Consider the following 16,383-nt stretch of genomic DNA (forward strand, 5'->3'; position numbering starts at 1 on the left):
CGGTGTTGCTTTTCGATTTGAAGATGCCAGAGTATGGGACCGAGCGGCCTCGGATGCAACCGAACCGCGCCAACCTGGGAGGACGGCCCCGTGCCCGGCAAACGCATTCTCGTCCTGAACGGCCCCAACCTCAACATGCTGGGCGTACGCGAACCCGCCGTCTATGGCCGCGACACCCTGGCCGACATCGAGACCGCCTGCCGCAAGGCCGCGGTGGCGCGCGGCTGGAGCCTGGAATTCCGCCAGTCCAACCACGAGGGCGATCTGGTCGGCTGGATTCAGGAGGCGCGCGCCGAGGCCGACGCGCTGGTGATCAATCCCGCCGCCTTCACCCACACCTCGGTGGCGATTCTCGACGCGCTGCTGCTCCTCGACATTCCGGTGATCGAGGTGCACCTCTCCAACATCCATAAGCGCGAGGAATTCCGCCACCACTCCTACGTCTCGCGCGCCGCCGCCGGCGTCATCGCCGGCTTCGGCGCGAAGGGCTACCTGCTGGCGCTCGCCGCGCTGGAGGACTAGAGAGCAAAAACGTTACCTTTTGCGGCAACCGGCGCATGCTTATGGCGCTTCGCGCAAAAACCAAGTCATGGGGGGCGTGGGGGGACCGAGTCCCCCCGCGAAGTTTTCATTTTCCGGGGAACCCGCGATGTACCCGCTGACGCCGGAAATGCTGCTTTCCGCCTATTGCCAGGGAGCGTTCCCCATGGGGCGCGACCGCGACGATCCGGACCTCGTCTGGCTGTCGCCGGAGATGCGCGGCATCCTGCCGCTTTCCGGGCTGCACGTTTCCCGCTCGCTGAAAAAGACCCTGCGCAAAGCGCCGTTCGACGTCACCGCCGACACCGACTTTCCCGGCGTCGTCGCCGCCTGTGCCGCGCCCGCGCCGGGGCGGGAGGACACCTGGATCACCCCGCGCATCGCCGATCTCTACACCCGCCTGCACGCAATGGGCTTCGCCCACGCCATCGAGTGCCGCAGCGGGGGGGAACTGGCGGGCGGTCTCTACGGCATTTCCATCGGCGCGGCCTTCTTCGGCGAAAGCATGTTCTCGCGCCGCACCGACGCCTCGAAGATCGCCCTGGTGCATCTCGTGGCGCGGCTGCGCGCCGGGGGATACACGCTTCTGGACACCCAGTTCATCACGCCGCACCTCGCCACCCTCGGCGCGGTGGAAATCCCCCGCCCGCTCTACCTGCGCCGCCTCGCGCTCGCCATTCGCGGCGAGGCGGATTTCCACCCGCCGCCGCACAGGATCGCCGCGGAACTGGCGCTCTTGCGCGGCGCGGCGGACCGGCCGGGGTAGAACCGGGAGGGAAAGAGGGCCGGATGCCGGAGGAATGGGGGAGAATCCGGCACCCGGGCTCGGCACCGGCGGGGGGAGACGCCCGGTGCCGTCGGGCGCCGGCGGAGGGGAAACCGCCGGCGCCCGGTTGCAAAAGCCGGGCTAGTGCCCGAAGCCCATGGAACTCGGCAGCCAGAGGGCCAGCTGCGGCACCGCCACGACGAACGCGAACCCCAGCACCAGCACCAGGATGAACGGCGTCACGCCGCGGATGACGTCGGTCAGGGTGGCGCCGGAGACGCCCTGCACGGTGAACAGGTTGAGACCGACCGGCGGGGTGATCAGCGCCAGCTCCATCAGGATCACCAGGGCGATGGCGAACCACAGGCCGTTGAACCCCAGGGAGACGATCAGCGGGTAGACGATCGGCAGGGTGATGAGGAGAATCGACACCACCTCCAGGAACATGCCGAGGAAGACGTAGATCACCACCAGACCGGCGAAGACCGTCCAGGGGCCGAGCCCGGCGTCGGCCACCGCCTCCTGCAGCGCCTGCGGGATTTGCAGGACCGTGGTGATGATGCCGAGCAGCATGGCGCCGACGATGATCATCATGATCATGCCGCTGGTCTGCACGCCTTCGGCCAGGATGCGCGGCAGGTCGCTCCACTTGACGGTGCCGCGCACCAGGGAGACCGCCAGGGCGTAGAGCACCACCACCGCCGCCGCCTCGGTGGGGGTGAAGATGCCGCTGTAGATGCCCGTCAGCACGATCACCGGGGCCATGATCCCCCAGAATGCGGTCTTGCTGACCGCGATCCGGGTGGGCCAGTCGGTGCGTTCCTCGCGCCGCCCGCCGCAGGCGACGACCGCGTAGAGGGAAAACCCGAGCAGCAGCAGCATCCCCGGCACCACCCCGCCCATGAACAGGGCGCCGGTGGATTCGTCGGTCATGCCGCTGTAGAGGATGAGCGGCGTGCTCGGCGGAATGAGGATGCCGAGGGTGCCGCCCGCGGCGACCAGGCCATAGACGAACCGCGGCTCGTAACCGCGTTTCAGCATTTCGGGGATGGCGAGGCTGCCGATGGTCGCGGCGGTCGCCACGCTGGAGCCGGAGATCGCGGCGAAGATGCCGCAGGCGAGAACCGTGGCGACGGCGTAGCCGCCGCGCCGGTGGCCGATCCAGGCGGAGGCGAAATTGAACAGTTCGGGACCGATGCGCCCGGCCTCCAGGATGCTCCCGGCGAGCACGTAGAGCGGGATCGCCAGAAGGGTGTTGCTCAGCACCGCCTTGTAGGCGATCTGCGCCGCCTGCGGCAGGCCGGTCTGCGGGCCGAAGATGAAATACAGCCCGGCGATTCCGGCGAAGGAGAGGCTGGCGAACACCGGCACGCCGAAGAACAGCTGCGCGATGATCAGCACGACGAGGCCGAGCACCGCATAGTCGGTCGGCAGCAGCAGCAATCCGCACGCCACCAGCCCTACGAACACCGCCAGGCTGACCGCCAGAATCCACGGGGCGCGCTGCCCCTCGCTCCCGGCGCTGCGCGCCTCCGCAAGCCAGTGGGCGCGGCAGGCCAGCGCGGCGCGCACGAACTCGCGGCCGCTTTGCAGGGCGGCGACGCCCAGGCCCACCACCATGCCGACATGGATCAGGTAGACCGGGGTGCGGATGATCGTGGGTTCCAGCTCGCCGGTCTTGTAGGCGTGGATGGTCGCCTCGCCCGTATAGAGGAAGATCAGGGTGAGCACGGTCGCGACGATCAGCAGTCCGGCGGCCTCCAGGCCGCGGGCGACGAGCGGCGGCACCGCCCCGATGAAAATGTCCACATTGAGGTGGCGACCCGCGCGCAGCACCACGGCGCACGACAGGAAGGAGAACCACACCAGGAAATAGGTGGTCATGTCGTAGACCCAGACCGTGGCCTGGCCGAACAGGGCGCGCGACAGGACCTCATAGCCGATCGACAGCGAAATGATCAGCAGCAGCCATCCGGACAGCATGCCGCAGATCAGACTGATCCGGTCGATGACGTTGGGGCTGTTCTGCGGCACGGCAACGGTATGGTCCATCGTAGAATCTCCTAGGGCGCTTATGCGCTTGGAACCGGCAAACGACATCTTCGCCTCCGCATTGAGCCCAAGCCGGGCGAGGACAAAGCATGGGGAGGCGGCGTTTTCCGCCGCCTCCGCGACCGATGCTTACTTGCTGCGCAGCGAGCGCACGTAGTCGAGGATCGGCTTGGCCACGTCGGCCCCCGCATCCTTCTCCAGCTTGGCTTCGAGCGCCGGGCGCACCACCGCCTTGATCCGCTCGAACTCCGCCGGAACGATATCGACCATGGTCACGCCCTTCTTCTCGAGGGCGGCGAGCGCCTCGGCGGTCGCCTTCTGGAAGGCATCGGAGGTGTAGGTCTGGATCTCGTCGGCGCCGGCCTGGACCGCGGTCTTTTCCGCCGCGCTCAGCTTCTTCCAGGTGTCGAGGTTGATCAGGATGGCATAGCAGAACACCGGCTGGATGAAGGTCTTCTGCGAGATCAGGTAGTCGGCCACTTCGAAGAACTTGCGGCTGTAGTGGCTGGTCGGGCCGGACATGGTGCCGTCGATCACGCCCTTCGCCAGGGAGTCGTAGGCCTCGCTCGAGCTCATCACCACCGGCGAACTGCCGAGGCTCTGCAGGAAGGCGGCCGCATACTGGCCGTAGCCGCGCAGCTTGGTGCCCTTGAAGTCTTCGAGCTTTTCGAGCTTCTTCTTGCTGATCAGGGCCTCGGAGTCATAGTCGGCCCAGCCGAGCAGCTTGACGTTCGCCTTGGCTTCCAGGCGTTCCGACAGCATCGGCGTGACGAACTTGCGGATCGCGTAGAACTGGTCGAGGCTGTCGTAATAGGTCGGCATGTAGAGAATGCCCGCGGACGGCACCAGGCCCATCCACATGTCGAGCTGCACCACGCCCATATCGACGGAACCGGTCGGCAGCACCCGCACCGAATCGCTGTCGTTGTAGAGCTGGCTTGCCGGGAACGTATCGACCTTGATCTTGGTCTTGCCCTCGACGGCCTTCTTGAAGACCGTCAACGCCTTCGACATGTGATGACCCAGCGGCAAACTGCCGATGATGCGGATTTTCTGCACGTCCGCCATGGCGGCGGAGCTGAAGAGAGTCGCCGCGGCAAGGACCAATGCTGCCAATTTTGACTTCATGTCGTAAACCTCCCTTGTTCGAATTTTCGGATACGCCTTGAAAACTCCTTAAACCGACGTCCTTCTCAGGGTCTTAGGCCCTTTTCTCCTGCGCGCGGCCGCGTCCTTCGATCAGGCTTGCAGCGGCCGCCCGTACTCCTCGAAGTATTTGAATATGCTTGTAAAATCCATGTCCGGAGGCCCTTCGTCGGCGACCGTGCGCCACAATGCCGCGATCTGCGGCAGGCACGCCAGGCGGCCGCCCGCCGTCTCGGCCTCCTCCAGGAACAACGCCATGTCCTTGGCGGCGATGCGGGCCGCCGCGCCGTAGTCGAAGCGCCGCGTCACGATCGCCTGCGGGAACTTGTCGGTGGTTGCGGCGCAACGGCCGGACCCGGCGTTGATCGCCTCCACCATCACCGCGAGGTCCAGACCGGCGCGGACGCCGGAGGCGGTCGCCTCGCAGGCGATAGCCAGGGTGGCGAGCGAAATCGCGTTGTTGACCAGCTTGCAGATCTGGGCCTGGCCCGGCTCCTCGCCCACCGCGATGATACGGTCGCTGTAGCGGCCGACCTCCGCTTCGGCCTGCGCGCGCAAGGCCTGCGGCACGGCGAGCATGGTGGACAGGGCCTTGCCGCGCGGCCCGCCGCTGACCGGCGCGTCGGCGAAGGCGATCCCCGCCGCGGCGAGGTCGGCCGCGATCCCGGCGCAGGCCCGCCGCCCGATGGTCGATGCCTCGATCCACAGGCGCACCGCGCACGCCCCCGCCCCGGCCGCTTTTACCGCCTCCGCGGCGACGGCGCGGCAGGCGGCGGCGCTCGGCAGGCAGGCGGCCACCACTTCGGCGCGGCGGAACATCGCGGCGAGATCCGGCGCCGCCTCGGCGCCGAGCGCCGCCAGGGACGCCACCGCCTGCGGCGCAAGATCGTAGACCAGCACCGTGCCGCCCGCGGCAAGGCTGCGCCGCGCCAGGGCCGCGCCCATGTGCCCGAGACCGACGAACCCGATGACCGCCGCGCGCGCCATCATGCCCCCTTCCCCGCCGCATCCGGCGGCAGGCCGAACCGGCGGCGCGCGAAGGCCGTCCACGCCCCGGCCTGCGGGCCGAGCAGGGTGGCGATCTTGTCGGCGAAATCGTCGTCGGAGAGCGGATGCACCGGCGTGCCCGGCGCATATTGCGCCTCGGCGGTGAAGATCTCTCCGTCGTGCATGCGCACCGCCAGGCGCACCGGCTGGCTCGCCGGATAGGCGGCGTCGAACGCCGCGCAGCGGTGCAGCTTCACCCGGCGGGCGAGGCGCGCGATCGCCGGATCGTGCGGCGCGGTCTCGGTGAAAGCGCCGGAGAGGCTGCCGTGCGACAGAACCCAGGCGACGATGTGGGGGTAGGAGAAGGCCGCCTCCGCCGCGGTGGCGGGCGACGCGGCCCCGGCGACCGCGATCGCCGCCGCGTAGGTGTCCACCAGAATCTCGGCGATGCCGCCGGGTTCGGCCCGCGCCGCCGCCATGCGCGCGCGGATTTCGCCCGCCGCGGCGATGCCGGTGTGGGTGTGGCCGCAGCACGGATAGGCCTTGATCGTCAGTTCGGTGATCTTTTCCGGGGCGGCGCCGAGGCCCGCGCACAGGCCGGGCGAGGCCGCATCGCCGCCGAGGGTGGCGAGAAAGCCGTGCGGCCCCTCGATGCCGGTGCGCGCGCCGCGCACGCCGGCGGCGGCGAGATCGGCGGCGAGAACGCCGATCATCGCGGCATGCGCCGCGTGGAAGGGTTTGGAATCGGCCTTGTCGTCGAGGAAGGCCCAGAGGGCGGCGGCGTGCGTCACCGCGATGCCCAGCGCATCGGCCATTGCCGCCGCATCGAGACCGAGCACCCGCCCGGCCGCCGCCGCCGCGCCGAGCGCGCCGACCGTGCCGGTGGTGTGGTGGCGCGCGTAATGCGCGGTGCCCGCCGCCGCGCCGAGGCGGATGCCCACCTCGTATCCGGCGACGATGGCGGCGCGCAGGGTCGCCGCGTCGGCGCCCGTGCGGTCCGCCACGGCCAGCGCCGCGGAGATCGTCGGCGCGCCGGGGTGGTAGATCGAGGGCCCGTGCAGGTCGTCGAACTCCAGGGCATGGCAGGCCTGGGCGTTGAGGAAGGCGGCGACATGCGCCGGAGCGCCCCCCTCGGAGCCGAGCACTTGCGCCGCGCCGCCGGAGACGTCGGGAAAGGCGCAGCGCGCCCGCTTCGCCGATGCGGTGGCCGCCCCGGCGATGGTGCAGGCCACGAAATCCGTGACCGCCCGCGCGAGCATGCGCTCGGCCGCCCCGGACAACGCGTCCGGAGCGAGGCCCGAGGCAAAGGCGGCAAGCTCGCGCGTCGCCGTCATTTCACCGCCTCCGTGCACGCCTGCGGCGCGGGGCGGCTCTGCGGGTCGAGGCGCAGGACGCCTGCTTCCGCCAGTTGCGCGATGCGGGCCGCATCGATCCCCAGATCGTCGTGCAGCACCGTGAAGGTGTGCTCGCCGAGCGCCGGGGGATAGTGATACGTGCTGACGTCCCGGTGATCGAAACGCACCGGATTGCCCACCATTTTCAGGCTCTTGCCGTCCTCGGCCACGGCATCGACGACCATGCCGCGATGTACCACCTGCGGATCGGCGAGGGCCTCCAGCACCGAGTTGATCGGCGCCGCGGGCACGCCCGCCGCCATCAGCTTCGGCGCGATGTCCTGCGAGCTCTGCTCCAGGAAGCGCGCCTCCAGCAGCACGCCCAGCTCTTCCCGGTTGCGGAAGCGGTCGGCATTGGTGAGGAAGCGCGGGTCCTCGACGAGTTCGGGACAGCCGATGGTCCGGCACAGGCCCGCCCACATCTTCTCGTTGTTGGCGGTGACGACGATGGCCTTGCCGTCGCCGCACTGGAACGAGCGGTAGGTGGGAATGCTGTCGTGGGCGCTGCCCTGCCGCCCCGGCGCCTTGCCGGAGACCAGGGTGTATTCCGCCTGATAGGACAGCATCGAAACCTGGCAGTCGAGCATCGACACATCGACCTGGCGGCCGCAGCCGTTGCTCTCGCGTTCGCGCAGCGCCGCGAGAATGCCGATGACGCTGAACATGCCCGCGGCCAGATCGCCGATCGGCACCCCGGCGCGGACCGCCGGGCCGTTGCGTTCGCCGGTCATGCTCATGCCGCCGGACAGCGCCTGCACCACCATGTCGTAGGCCGGATAGTCGCGGTACGGCCCGTCGATGCCGAAGCCGGTGAGCGAGCAGTGGATCAGCAGCGGGTTGGCGGCGCGCAGGGCGTCCCAGCCGAGATGCAGGCGATCCATCACGCCGGGGCGGAAGTTCTCGATCAGAACGTCGCATTGCGCCACCAGATCGAGGAGGATTCCGCGCCCTTCGGGGTGCTTGAGATCGACCGCGACGCTTCTCTTGTTGCGGTTGATCGAGTGGAAATAGGCACTGTCGCCGTGCACGAAGTGCGGCGGCAGGATGCGCGTCGGGTCGCCGCCCGCGGGCTGCTCGACCTTGATCACCGAGGCGCCGAGATCGGCGAAGATCTGCGTTGCGTAGGGCCCGGAGAGGAAGGTCGTCAGATCGACGACCTTGAGTCCCGCCAAGGGCGCCTGGCCTGGCGCGCTCATCGCACCAGCACCGTGACCGCGCAAGCGCCGTGATCGACGCCGCTGATGCCGCCGCCGGTGCAGTGCGTCACCGCCACCTTGACGTCGGCATCGACCTGCCGGTTGCCGCCTTCGCGGCGCATGTGCATCACCGCCTCCGCCACCTGGGCGAGACCGGTCGCTCCCAGCGCATGGCCGCGCGACAGAAGGCCGCCGCTCGGATTCACCGGCAGGCGTCCGTTGATCTGCGTCGCGCCGCTGCGCAGCAGCTTGGCGCCGTCGCCCGCCGGGCACAGGCCGAGGGCTTCGTAGTACATCAGTTCGGCGATGGCGAAGGCGTCGTGCAGCTCGCACAGTCCCACGTCCGCCGGGTCCACGCCCGCCTGCTCATAGGCCAGGGCGCTGGTGCGCCGGGTCAGGTCGGCCGAGGAGGTGTCGTAGGGGCCGGTCCGGTACAGGCCGGATTGCAGCGCCGTCCCGGCGATGCGGATGGGGCACTTGCCGTTCTGCGGCTTGCGGGTGGTCAGCACCACGGCGGCGCCGCCGTCGCTGGTCGGGCAGCACATGTTGAGCCGCAGCGGATCGGCGACCATGCGGCTGCCCAGAACCTCCTCGAGAGGCACCGCCTTCTGGAAGTGCGCGACCGGGTTGAGAGCGCCGTTGGCGCGCGCCTTCACCGCGATCATCCCCAGGTCCGTCTCGGTGGCGCCGGTCTCCAGCATGTAGCGGCGGGCGCGCATCGCGTAGACGGCAGGCATCACCTGGCCCTGCGACACCTCGATGTCGGTGGTCTCCAGGGGCAGCGGGCCGCCGCCGAGCACCGACATCTTCTCGACGCCGACCACCAGGATGGTCTCGGCGCGGCCGGATTGCAGGGCCCAGTACGCCTCGCGCAGGGCCAGGGAGCCGCTGGAGCACGCCGCCTCGACGTTGCTGATCGGGCCGCCGGTCATGCCGAGGTCGCGCAGCACCCGCTGGCCGACCAGCATGCCGCCCAGAACGTTGCCGCAGAACACCTCGTCGATCGCGGCCTTGTCCACGCCCGCATCCCGCATGGCGGCAAGCGTCGCCTGCTGTCCCATGCCTTCGAGCGAGCGTTCCGGAGTCCGGCCGAAACGAACCTGCGCGACACCGGCAACATACACATCAACCATTTTTCGGGCCTCCCAGACGGAACTTGTAGCTTTCCACCGCGTCGCCGTTCTCGTCGTAGCGGACCGGCCCCACCGTCGCTTCCACCGTCGCACCGGGGGTCAGGGTCGCCGCGGAGCCCTCGACCTGCGCGAACACCCGCACTTCCTCGGACATATCGACGTAGCCGATCACGTACGGCGTCTTGAACGCCTTCGGGGCGACGTGGATTTCGGAGAAGGAATAGAGCGTGCCGCTGCTGCCGATATCGACCGCCTCGAAGCTCTCCCCCCAGCAGACATCGCAGTACCGGGTTCCGGAAAACGACACCTTGCCGCAGCTCCGGCACCGCCGGCCGACCAGGATCACCTTGTCGCCTTCGCTCCGCCAGGTCGGCACGGGACCGACGCCCGCGGCGTCATTTGGCTTGGACTCCGCCATGAATTTACCCTTTCGTCTCTACAGAGTTCACTTCCAACGCAATTTTTGGGAAATCTTGTCGGCGTGCCGAACCACGCTTGCCGCCAGGATTTCCGGATTCTCGACACGCTCGAACCGTTCGGTCGGCAGGGTGATCGCCAGATCGCCGATCACCGCGCCGCTCGGCCCGAAGATCGGGGCGGCCACGCCGACCGACCCGAGGATGCGCTGCCCCTTGGTCAGCGCGTAGCCGCGCGCCCGGATCATCGCCAATTCCTCGCGCAGCCGGGCCGGGGCGGTGATGGTGTTCTCGGTCTTGACGGTGAAATCGCCGCGCGCGAACACCGCTTCCTGCACCTCGGGCTCGAGGAAAGCGAAGATCGCGAGCCCCGTCGCCCCGGCGTGAATCGGGCTCCAGCGGTTGAGGTCGATCGCGTAGCGCAGCGGATGGGGGGATTCCACCTGGGCGATGAAGCTCATCTGCAAGCGGGAATGGTCGAACATCCCGAGCAGCGCGGTCTCGCTGCACGCCACGGTGATCTCGTGCATCACCGGCAGGGCGGCGCGGCGCAGCGGCAGGGACGACGACAACGACATCGCCATGCGGAAGACTTCGAGGGAGAGGGTGTAGCTGCCGCCGTCGCCGCGCTCGACCCAGCCCTGCTCCTCCAGCCCGACGAGGGCGCGGTGGATCGCTCCGAGAGGGATGCCCATGCGGGAGGCCAGCTCCCGCACGCCCCAGGCGCGCGCCGGGTCGTTCTCCGCCATGAACGACACCAGTTGCAGGGTGCGGCCGACAGGATTCCTCCTGTTTTCCACGATCGTCCTCCCATTGTTCTCGGCTTCTTCTACGTTCCGTTATACGGAACACTTGTTCCATTGGATGAATACTAGCATACGCCCCCTTTTCTGTCAAATTGAGGGCCGGAAACGCCCCACCCGACCGGGCAGGAGGCAGAAAACGGCTCTTTCGATCCGCACATCGGAACAACCGTACACAAACCGCAACCATCCGTAGGCCGCGGGTCCGTCCGCGCTCTTCGGGTGTACTTGAATGAATTGCTTGGGTTTTTCCGGGAAACCGAACCCACCCGAATCGGCAGGTCGCGATTCGCGCGGAAATCCTCTCCTCACCCACACCGGAACGGCGGCAGAACCGCCGACAAAAAACCGCCGCGCCACTGTTCGCGGCACGGCGGAGACGGGGATTGCGATGCTGCGGCGGCTATTCCGCCGGAAGGCCGCGCGGCGGCGCGAGCAGCAGGCGCGGCTGCGGTTTCGGCGCGATGACGCGGCGCTTCAGCCACGACCACCAGCCGGTGACGATCATCGCGGCAAGCGCCAGCGCCGCGGCCAGGTTGAGCGCGCCGGACCATGCGCCCGCCCAGGTGCCCTCGTGCAGCCCGGAGACCAGGCCCTTGCCGCCGGTCATCGGCGCGACGCCCGCATCGCTCACCATGTAGGCGGTGGGGCCCGTGGCGTTCTGCAAGGTCACCAGGACCGAGCCGCCCTTGAACCGCCGCGCGGAGACGAAGGCGTCGCGCAGGTGATCCTGCCCGGCGCGCTCCACCGCCTGCGCCAGGGGCGCCGCGTGTTGCGGGCGCGGCAGCGGCAGCTCGGCGCGCCCCACGTGCAGGGTCATCAGCACCGCGGTCACCGGCGTCAGCAGCAGAAGCGGCAAGGCGGCCCAGCCGAAGAGGACATGCGCGCCGCGCACCGTGCCGCGCAGCCGCGGCCGCGCCAACAGCGGCGCAACCAGCAGCAGACCGGCCATCACCCAGGCGGCGATCTCCACCAGCAGCTTGGAATCGCTGAGCAGGCCGACATGCAGCGACTTGGCGAAGGCGAACACGTCGAACGGCAACCCGCCGATGCGTTCGCCGGTGAGGATGGAATAGACGCCCGCATCCTCCGACTGCGGCACGGTCACGGCGAGGCCGTGGCCGCCGAGCGCGCCGGAAACCGCGGTGGCGCGGCCCTCCGGGTCGATCTGCGCCAGCACCTGCGCCACGGCGTGCGCGGTGGCGGCGGCGGGCGGCTCCGCGGGCAGCATCGGCTTGACCGCCAGCACCGCGCCGGAGAGCAGGACGGCGAGAAAGATCGGGGTGAACGCCAGGGCGAGCCAGCGGTGCGCGGGAATCAAAATACGCTTGAGGGATGGCGGCAACATCATCGGCCTCCGGGAAAGTTCCAGGACGGCTCCCAGACTCGCCCCGAGGTGTCGCCAGAGTTTGCCGCCCACCCCGCAAAAATGTAACGAATTGTCGCGCCGATCAGATGTCCAGGTCTTCGGCGAAGCGGGCGCGTTCCTGGATGAAGCGGAAGCGCAGCTCCGGCTTGCGGCCCATCAGGTCCTCCACCAGGCGGGCGGTGTCGCGCGCCTCTTCCGCGCCCTCTCCGGTGCGCGCCGAAGGCACCACGACGCGCAGCAGGGTGCGCTTGTCCGGGTCCATCGTGGTTTCCTTGAGCTGCACCGGCGGCATCTCGCCCAGGCCCTTGAAGCGGCTGATCTCCACCTTCGCGCGGCCGGCGAACAGGGTCTTCATCAACTCCTCGCGGTGCGCGTCGTCGCGGGCATAGGCGGTGATCGTGCCCGCGGTCATGCGGTAGAGCGGCGGCATCGCGAGGTAGAGGTGGCCGTTCTCCACCAGCTTCGGCATCTCGCGGTAGAAGAAGGTCATCAGCAGCGAGGCGATGTGCGCGCCGTCCACGTCCGCGTCGGTCATGATGATGACCTTCTCGTAGCGCAGGCTTTCGTCGCTGTAGCGGTCGCGCACGCCGCAGCCGAGCGCCTCGATCATGTCCTTGAGTTCCTGGTTGGCGTTGAGCTTGTCCAGGCTGGCGGAGGCGACGTTGAGGATCTTGCCGCGCAAGGGCAGGATCGCCTGGCTCTCGCGGCGGCGCGCCTGCTTGGCGGAGCCGCCCGCGGAATCGCCCTCCACCAGGAAGATCTCCGAACCCTCGGCCACCGCGCGGGTGCAGTCGGCCAGCTTGCCGGGCAGGCGCAGGCGCTTGGTCGGCGACTTGCGGGAAAGCTCCTTCGCCTGCTTGCGGCGCTGGCGTTCCTCGGCGCGGTCGAGCACCGCGGCGAGGAGGCGGTTGGCCACCTCCGGGTCGGCGGTGAGCCAGTGGTCGAAGTGGTCCTTCACCGCCTGGTCCACCAGCCGCGTCGCCTCCACCGAGGCGAGGCGCTCCTTGGTCTGGCCCTGGAACTGCGGGTCGCGGATGAACGCCGAAAGCAGGATGCACGCGCCGGTGAACACGTCTTCGGCGTTGAGCTTGTCCGCCTTGCGGTTGCCGATCATCTCGGCGTAGCTCTTCAGGCCGCGCACCACGACGTTGCGGAAACCGTTCTCGTGGGTGCCGCCCTCGGTGGTGGGGATGGTGTTGCAATAGCTGGAGCAGAAGCCGTCGTCCTGGTCGTCCGGCCACAGCGCCGCCCACTCCACCGTGCCCATGCCGTCGGCGAGCGGCGCGGTGCCGGCGAAGGGCTGCGGCGTCAGGCGGGCGCGGTCGCTGGTCACGTCCTCGAGAAAATCGGCGAGGCCGTTGGGGAAATGCAGGGTGGCGGCGGCGGGCGTCGGGTCGCCCTCGGCGATCAACTCCGGCGCGCACGACCAGCGCACCGAGACGCCGCGGTAGAGGTACGCCTTGGCCCGCGTCATGCGATAGAGCGTGGACGGGCGGAAGCGCGCCCGCGGCCCGAAGATCTGCGCATCCGGGGTGAAGGTCACGGTGGTGCCGCGGCGGTTCTGCACCGCGCCGCAGTCCTGCAACGGCCCGAGCGCCGCGCCGCGGCAGAAGCTCTGGGTATAGAGGCGGCGGTTGCGCGCCACTTCCACCACCATGGCGGAGGACAGCGCGTTGACCACCGAAATGCCGACGCCGTGCAGGCCGCCCGCCACCTTGTAGGCGCCGCCGCCGAACTTACCGCCGGAATGCAGCGTGGTGAGAATCACCTCCAGCGCCGACTTGCCGGGAAACTTCGGGTGCGGGTCCACCGGGATGCCGCGGCCGTTGTCGCGCACCGTCACCGCGCCGTCGGCGCCCAGCTCCACGTCGATCACCGAGGCGTGGCCCGCCACCGCCTCGTCCATCGCGTTGTCGAGAACCTCCGCCGCCAGATGATGCAGCGCGCGTTCGTCGGTGCCGCCGATATACATGCCGGGCCGCCGCCGCACCGGCTCCAACCCCTCCAGAACCTCGATGTCCTTGGCGGTGTAGGATTCGGTCTTCGCGGGCGACAAATCCTGGAACAGATCGGTCATCTGCGCACTCACTCTCGACTGATGAAACTATCCATGGTGGCATGCGCCACCCCGACCCACAAAACCCTGGGGCCTGCGCGTACTCTACCCGCAGAGTGCGGTCTTGTCCACCAAGCCGGAACACCGGGCCGGTTCAGCGTTCGCGCGCGGTGTAGTCGTCGCCGCCAAGCTCGCGGAAGAACCGGCCGATGGGGGTGTACCTGCCAGAGCGTTCATTCAACGCGCCGAACGACAGGGCATACAGGATGCTGCTGTTCCAGTAGAACGGATAGGACTTGGCGAAGGTCTCATTCCCCTTCACGATGCCGTATTTTTCGATTTTTCTGCATCCACGCAGGTTTTTGTCCCTCTCGTCGAAAGGAACGAGACTTTCGAGGTCTCTCCCCATGTACGCGCCAAATTGCCACATCTCCGGCTCGGCAAACAGCCAGTAGGAGGTTTCCACGGAGACGCCGCCGTCGTCGATGCGGAGGTAGCCGACGTATCCCGGCGGGTGCAGGTGTTTCTCGCCCTCCCGGACGCCAACCCTCCTCTCGGCATACTTGAGGAAAAGCCCCTGCACCTCCGGCGTGAAGGGGCCGACAAGCTGATAATATCCCCATGCCCCTATGCACGTCAGGTGGAGGCGCGTCCAGGTGTGGCGGATCCACCAGTTGAAATATCCGAGTGCGCCGAGCCCCGCGACCGCCAGAACGGCGGCGGCAAGCAGGTTTCTCTTCCAGCGGCGCGGGAGACTCATTGCGGCGCATCCTTCCACTCGAAGGAGGAATCGACGATGTTGTCCTGATCGTCGAGGGTCAACGTGCCCGTGACCTCCCGGACCCAAGGCTCGCTTTGGATTTCGAACGGCGTCGCGCCCCCGGCTTGCTCGAGGTCGGTGACTTTCCCCCGCGTCAGGGCGGGATCGCCGCCGAGGATGCCCTGCGGCAACCATCCGTCCTCAGGCGTCTGGCCATTCTTGCCCTCTCCCTTGCCGAAGTCGTAATTGTCGTGCGCCTGCATGGAGACGGTGCCGGTCACGGTCACCACATTTCCCTCGCGGACCATGTTCAAGTCGCCGGTTCCCTTCACCGTGACGTCGCCGAGGGTGTTGTACTGGTCGCTCATGAAGTCGTCCGGGTCCGCCCCCTGAACACTCTTCCATTCCATGTTCCGGACGGTGCGCCCCTCCTGGCCGGTCTTCAACCAGTCGGCATTCTTGCCATAGGTGCTATCCTCTCCACTTTTCCCCTCTCCGGAAAGAATCCAGTTTTTGAAATAGTCCTGCACCCCCGCCTCCCCCTTCCGCACGCCGCCGTATTGCCGCGCCCAATCGGCGCCGACGGTCTTGGGGCTGCCGTCGCCGTAGAGGTAGTGCCCCATCATATCCGAGGACACGTCGTATCCTGCGGCCTTGCCCGACTGGCGCACGCCTTCCAAGATTTCGTGGGTGCCCCGGAGGTCGGGCGGCAGGGCCTGATTGATGCGGTCGAAGCGGGCCTTTTCCTCCCCCCGCTGCCTTCTGGCATCACCGTAGGCGCTCTCGGTTTGCCGCATCAGATGACCCGGAATACTGCGGACCGCATCGCCGATGTCGCTCTCGTCGTTGAGAGCCTTCAACCCTTGAGATTCGGTCCGGCGATTCTCAAGCCGGTCCTCGCCCCGGGCCGGAAGCCATGATTCCGTCTGCTGCGGCACGCTGTCCTGCTGCGCTTCCACAGCCTTTGCAGAAGAAGCCTGCATGGTGTCGCCGCCGTTTCCCACGGGTTCCGTGGCGGACCGGAAGAGGGAGTTTTCACCCCATTTCATGCTTGGCGACGTATCCTCCCAAAAATCAGCGCCTCCCAGGTTAGGCATCGGGACCGCCGTGGACGGCAGGTTCCACTCGATCCCGGGATCGACGTTCTTGCCATTGCCTGGAATCGAAAATCCCGGATCGATATCTTTCTCTTCGCCGGGAACGCTCCCATCACCGCCGAAAAATTCCACCCTCGGACCTGGCATCGGCCATCCGGCAATCGAGGTTTGCAACGTGGAGATCGTGGGGCCGCCGGGATTGAGGATACCGTCCACCTCCAATCCGTTGTCCGCCTGGAAACCCCGGATCGCCTCGTCGAGGCGGGTATTGATGTAGCCGGAGGGACCGCCTTTCAGCGGTTCGTAGTGACCGGTCCGTCCGAGGAAGGTCTCCACCTTCGCCACGTCGGCGCGGCGGTTGGCCGAGTTGCCCGCGCCCACCGTACCGCCCGGTTCGAACGGCTTGTCGCCGAAGAGCTCGGCATTGGAGGCGCCGCGCCTCCACGCCTGCTGGAACGCGCCGAAGCGGCTGTCGTCCGCCGCATCGTCGGCAAGGCTGCCCGCGCTCACCCGCCAGGAGCCGCCGGACGGCCCGAGGCCGGATTGCCAGGTCTTCCTGGGTTTCTCGGAGAACAGGGAACGAAAATCCGAACCGAACATCGGCAACCTCCTCGCGCGCATTCCGGGAATGCGAACAACAATAGAACGCGAGGGTTTTGAGGTCAAGA

14 protein-coding genes are annotated in these 16,383 nt (G+C 68.1%); 2 read left to right on the forward strand and 12 right to left on the reverse strand.

Features of this window, described 5'->3' with window-relative positions; all coding sequences use genetic code 11:
• Nucleotides 1-90: 90 nt before the first annotated feature.
• Nucleotides 91-522, forward strand: a complete 432-nt coding sequence (aroQ, locus tag O7R11_RS09465) for a type II 3-dehydroquinate dehydratase (protein WP_337997263.1) — start codon at nt 91-93, stop codon at nt 520-522.
• Nucleotides 523-649: 127 nt separating this feature from the next.
• Nucleotides 650-1,306: a leucyl/phenylalanyl-tRNA--protein transferase gene (gene aat, locus O7R11_RS09470; RefSeq protein WP_337997264.1), complete on the forward strand. Its 657-nt coding sequence runs from the start codon at nt 650-652 to the stop codon at nt 1,304-1,306.
• A gap of 141 nt (nt 1,307-1,447) precedes the next feature.
• On the opposite strand, the gene O7R11_RS09475 is transcribed toward aat, so the two are convergent.
• The 12 genes from O7R11_RS09475 to O7R11_RS09530 all read right to left on the reverse strand — a co-directional run bounded on the left by O7R11_RS09475 (nt 1,448) and on the right by O7R11_RS09530 (nt 16,315).
• A complete protein-coding gene (locus O7R11_RS09475) occupies nt 1,448-3,358 on the reverse strand; it encodes a TRAP transporter large permease subunit (RefSeq protein ID WP_337997265.1) in 1,911 nt (636 codons plus the stop codon).
• Between the two features lie 129 nt (nt 3,359-3,487).
• Nucleotides 3,488-4,486 carry a TRAP transporter substrate-binding protein gene (locus O7R11_RS09480; protein WP_337997266.1) on the reverse strand — a complete coding sequence of 333 codons (999 nt, stop codon included), beginning with the start codon at nt 4,484-4,486 and terminating at the stop codon, nt 3,488-3,490.
• 111 nt (nt 4,487-4,597) lie between these two features.
• Nucleotides 4,598-5,494, reverse strand: coding sequence for an NAD(P)-dependent oxidoreductase (locus tag O7R11_RS09485; protein WP_337997267.1), 897 nt, complete (start codon nt 5,492-5,494; stop codon nt 4,598-4,600).
• On the reverse strand, nt 5,491-6,825 hold the full coding sequence (locus O7R11_RS09490; RefSeq protein WP_337997268.1) for an MmgE/PrpD family protein: 1,335 nt from the start codon (nt 6,823-6,825) through the stop codon (nt 5,491-5,493). The genes O7R11_RS09485 and O7R11_RS09490 overlap by 4 nt, the downstream gene beginning before the upstream one ends.
• On the reverse strand, nt 6,822-8,081 hold the full coding sequence (locus tag O7R11_RS09495) for a CaiB/BaiF CoA transferase family protein (protein WP_337997269.1): 1,260 nt from the start codon (nt 8,079-8,081) through the stop codon (nt 6,822-6,824). Before O7R11_RS09495 ends, O7R11_RS09490 begins: the two co-directional genes overlap by 4 nt.
• Nucleotides 8,078-9,214, reverse strand: a complete 1,137-nt coding sequence (locus tag O7R11_RS09500; protein ID WP_337997270.1) for a thiolase family protein — start codon at nt 9,212-9,214, stop codon at nt 8,078-8,080. The genes O7R11_RS09495 and O7R11_RS09500 overlap by 4 nt, the downstream gene beginning before the upstream one ends.
• Nucleotides 9,207-9,632, reverse strand: coding sequence for a Zn-ribbon domain-containing OB-fold protein (locus O7R11_RS09505; RefSeq protein ID WP_337997271.1), 426 nt, complete (start codon nt 9,630-9,632; stop codon nt 9,207-9,209). Before O7R11_RS09505 ends, O7R11_RS09500 begins: the two co-directional genes overlap by 8 nt.
• 27 nt (nt 9,633-9,659) lie before the next feature.
• Nucleotides 9,660-10,430 (reverse strand): IclR family transcriptional regulator, encoded by a 771-nt coding sequence (locus tag O7R11_RS09510; RefSeq protein WP_337997272.1) that lies wholly within the window; start codon nt 10,428-10,430, stop codon nt 9,660-9,662.
• Between the two features lie 406 nt (nt 10,431-10,836).
• Nucleotides 10,837-11,784: a PepSY-associated TM helix domain-containing protein gene (locus O7R11_RS09515; protein WP_337997273.1), complete on the reverse strand. Its 948-nt coding sequence runs from the start codon at nt 11,782-11,784 to the stop codon at nt 10,837-10,839.
• A 100-nt stretch (nt 11,785-11,884) separates the two neighbouring features.
• Nucleotides 11,885-13,879, reverse strand: a complete 1,995-nt coding sequence (parE, locus tag O7R11_RS09520; RefSeq protein ID WP_337997274.1) for a DNA topoisomerase IV subunit B — start codon at nt 13,877-13,879, stop codon at nt 11,885-11,887.
• A gap of 133 nt (nt 13,880-14,012) precedes the next feature.
• A complete protein-coding gene (locus tag O7R11_RS09525; RefSeq protein WP_337997275.1) occupies nt 14,013-14,618 on the reverse strand; it encodes a hypothetical protein in 606 nt (201 codons plus the stop codon).
• Nucleotides 14,615-16,315 (reverse strand): peptidoglycan-binding domain-containing protein, encoded by a 1,701-nt coding sequence (locus tag O7R11_RS09530; protein ID WP_337997276.1) that lies wholly within the window; start codon nt 16,313-16,315, stop codon nt 14,615-14,617. Before O7R11_RS09530 ends, O7R11_RS09525 begins: the two co-directional genes overlap by 4 nt.
• Nucleotides 16,316-16,383: the final 68 nt, after the last annotated feature.

Source organism: Oleispirillum naphthae (assembly GCA_027864655.1).
Classification (GTDB): domain Bacteria; phylum Pseudomonadota; class Alphaproteobacteria; order Rhodospirillales; family Rhodospirillaceae; genus Oleispirillum; species Oleispirillum naphthae.

Excerpts from the sequence above, each read along its gene's own strand:
- O7R11_RS09475 (WP_337997265.1), bottom strand. The coding sequence starts at position 3,358 with ATGGACCATACCGTTGCCGTGCCGCAGAACAGCCCCAACGTCATCGAC.
- O7R11_RS09515 (WP_337997273.1), bottom strand. The coding sequence starts at position 11,784 with ATGATGTTGCCGCCATCCCTCAAGCGTATTTTGATTCCCGCGCACCGC.
- O7R11_RS09480 (WP_337997266.1), bottom strand. The coding sequence starts at position 4,486 with ATGAAGTCAAAATTGGCAGCATTGGTCCTTGCCGCGGCGACTCTCTTC.
- O7R11_RS09500 (WP_337997270.1), bottom strand. The coding sequence starts at position 9,214 with ATGGTTGATGTGTATGTTGCCGGTGTCGCGCAGGTTCGTTTCGGCCGG.
- O7R11_RS09525 (WP_337997275.1), bottom strand. The coding sequence starts at position 14,618 with ATGAGTCTCCCGCGCCGCTGGAAGAGAAACCTGCTTGCCGCCGCCGTT.
- O7R11_RS09505 (WP_337997271.1), bottom strand. The coding sequence starts at position 9,632 with ATGGCGGAGTCCAAGCCAAATGACGCCGCGGGCGTCGGTCCCGTGCCG.
- O7R11_RS09495 (WP_337997269.1), bottom strand. The coding sequence starts at position 8,081 with ATGAGCGCGCCAGGCCAGGCGCCCTTGGCGGGACTCAAGGTCGTCGAT.
- aat (WP_337997264.1), top strand. The coding sequence starts at position 650 with ATGTACCCGCTGACGCCGGAAATGCTGCTTTCCGCCTATTGCCAGGGA.
- O7R11_RS09490 (WP_337997268.1), bottom strand. The coding sequence starts at position 6,825 with ATGACGGCGACGCGCGAGCTTGCCGCCTTTGCCTCGGGCCTCGCTCCG.
- O7R11_RS09485 (WP_337997267.1), bottom strand. The coding sequence starts at position 5,494 with ATGATGGCGCGCGCGGCGGTCATCGGGTTCGTCGGTCTCGGGCACATG.
- parE (WP_337997274.1), bottom strand. The coding sequence starts at position 13,879 with ATGACCGATCTGTTCCAGGATTTGTCGCCCGCGAAGACCGAATCCTAC.
- O7R11_RS09530 (WP_337997276.1), bottom strand. The coding sequence starts at position 16,315 with ATGTTCGGTTCGGATTTTCGTTCCCTGTTCTCCGAGAAACCCAGGAAG.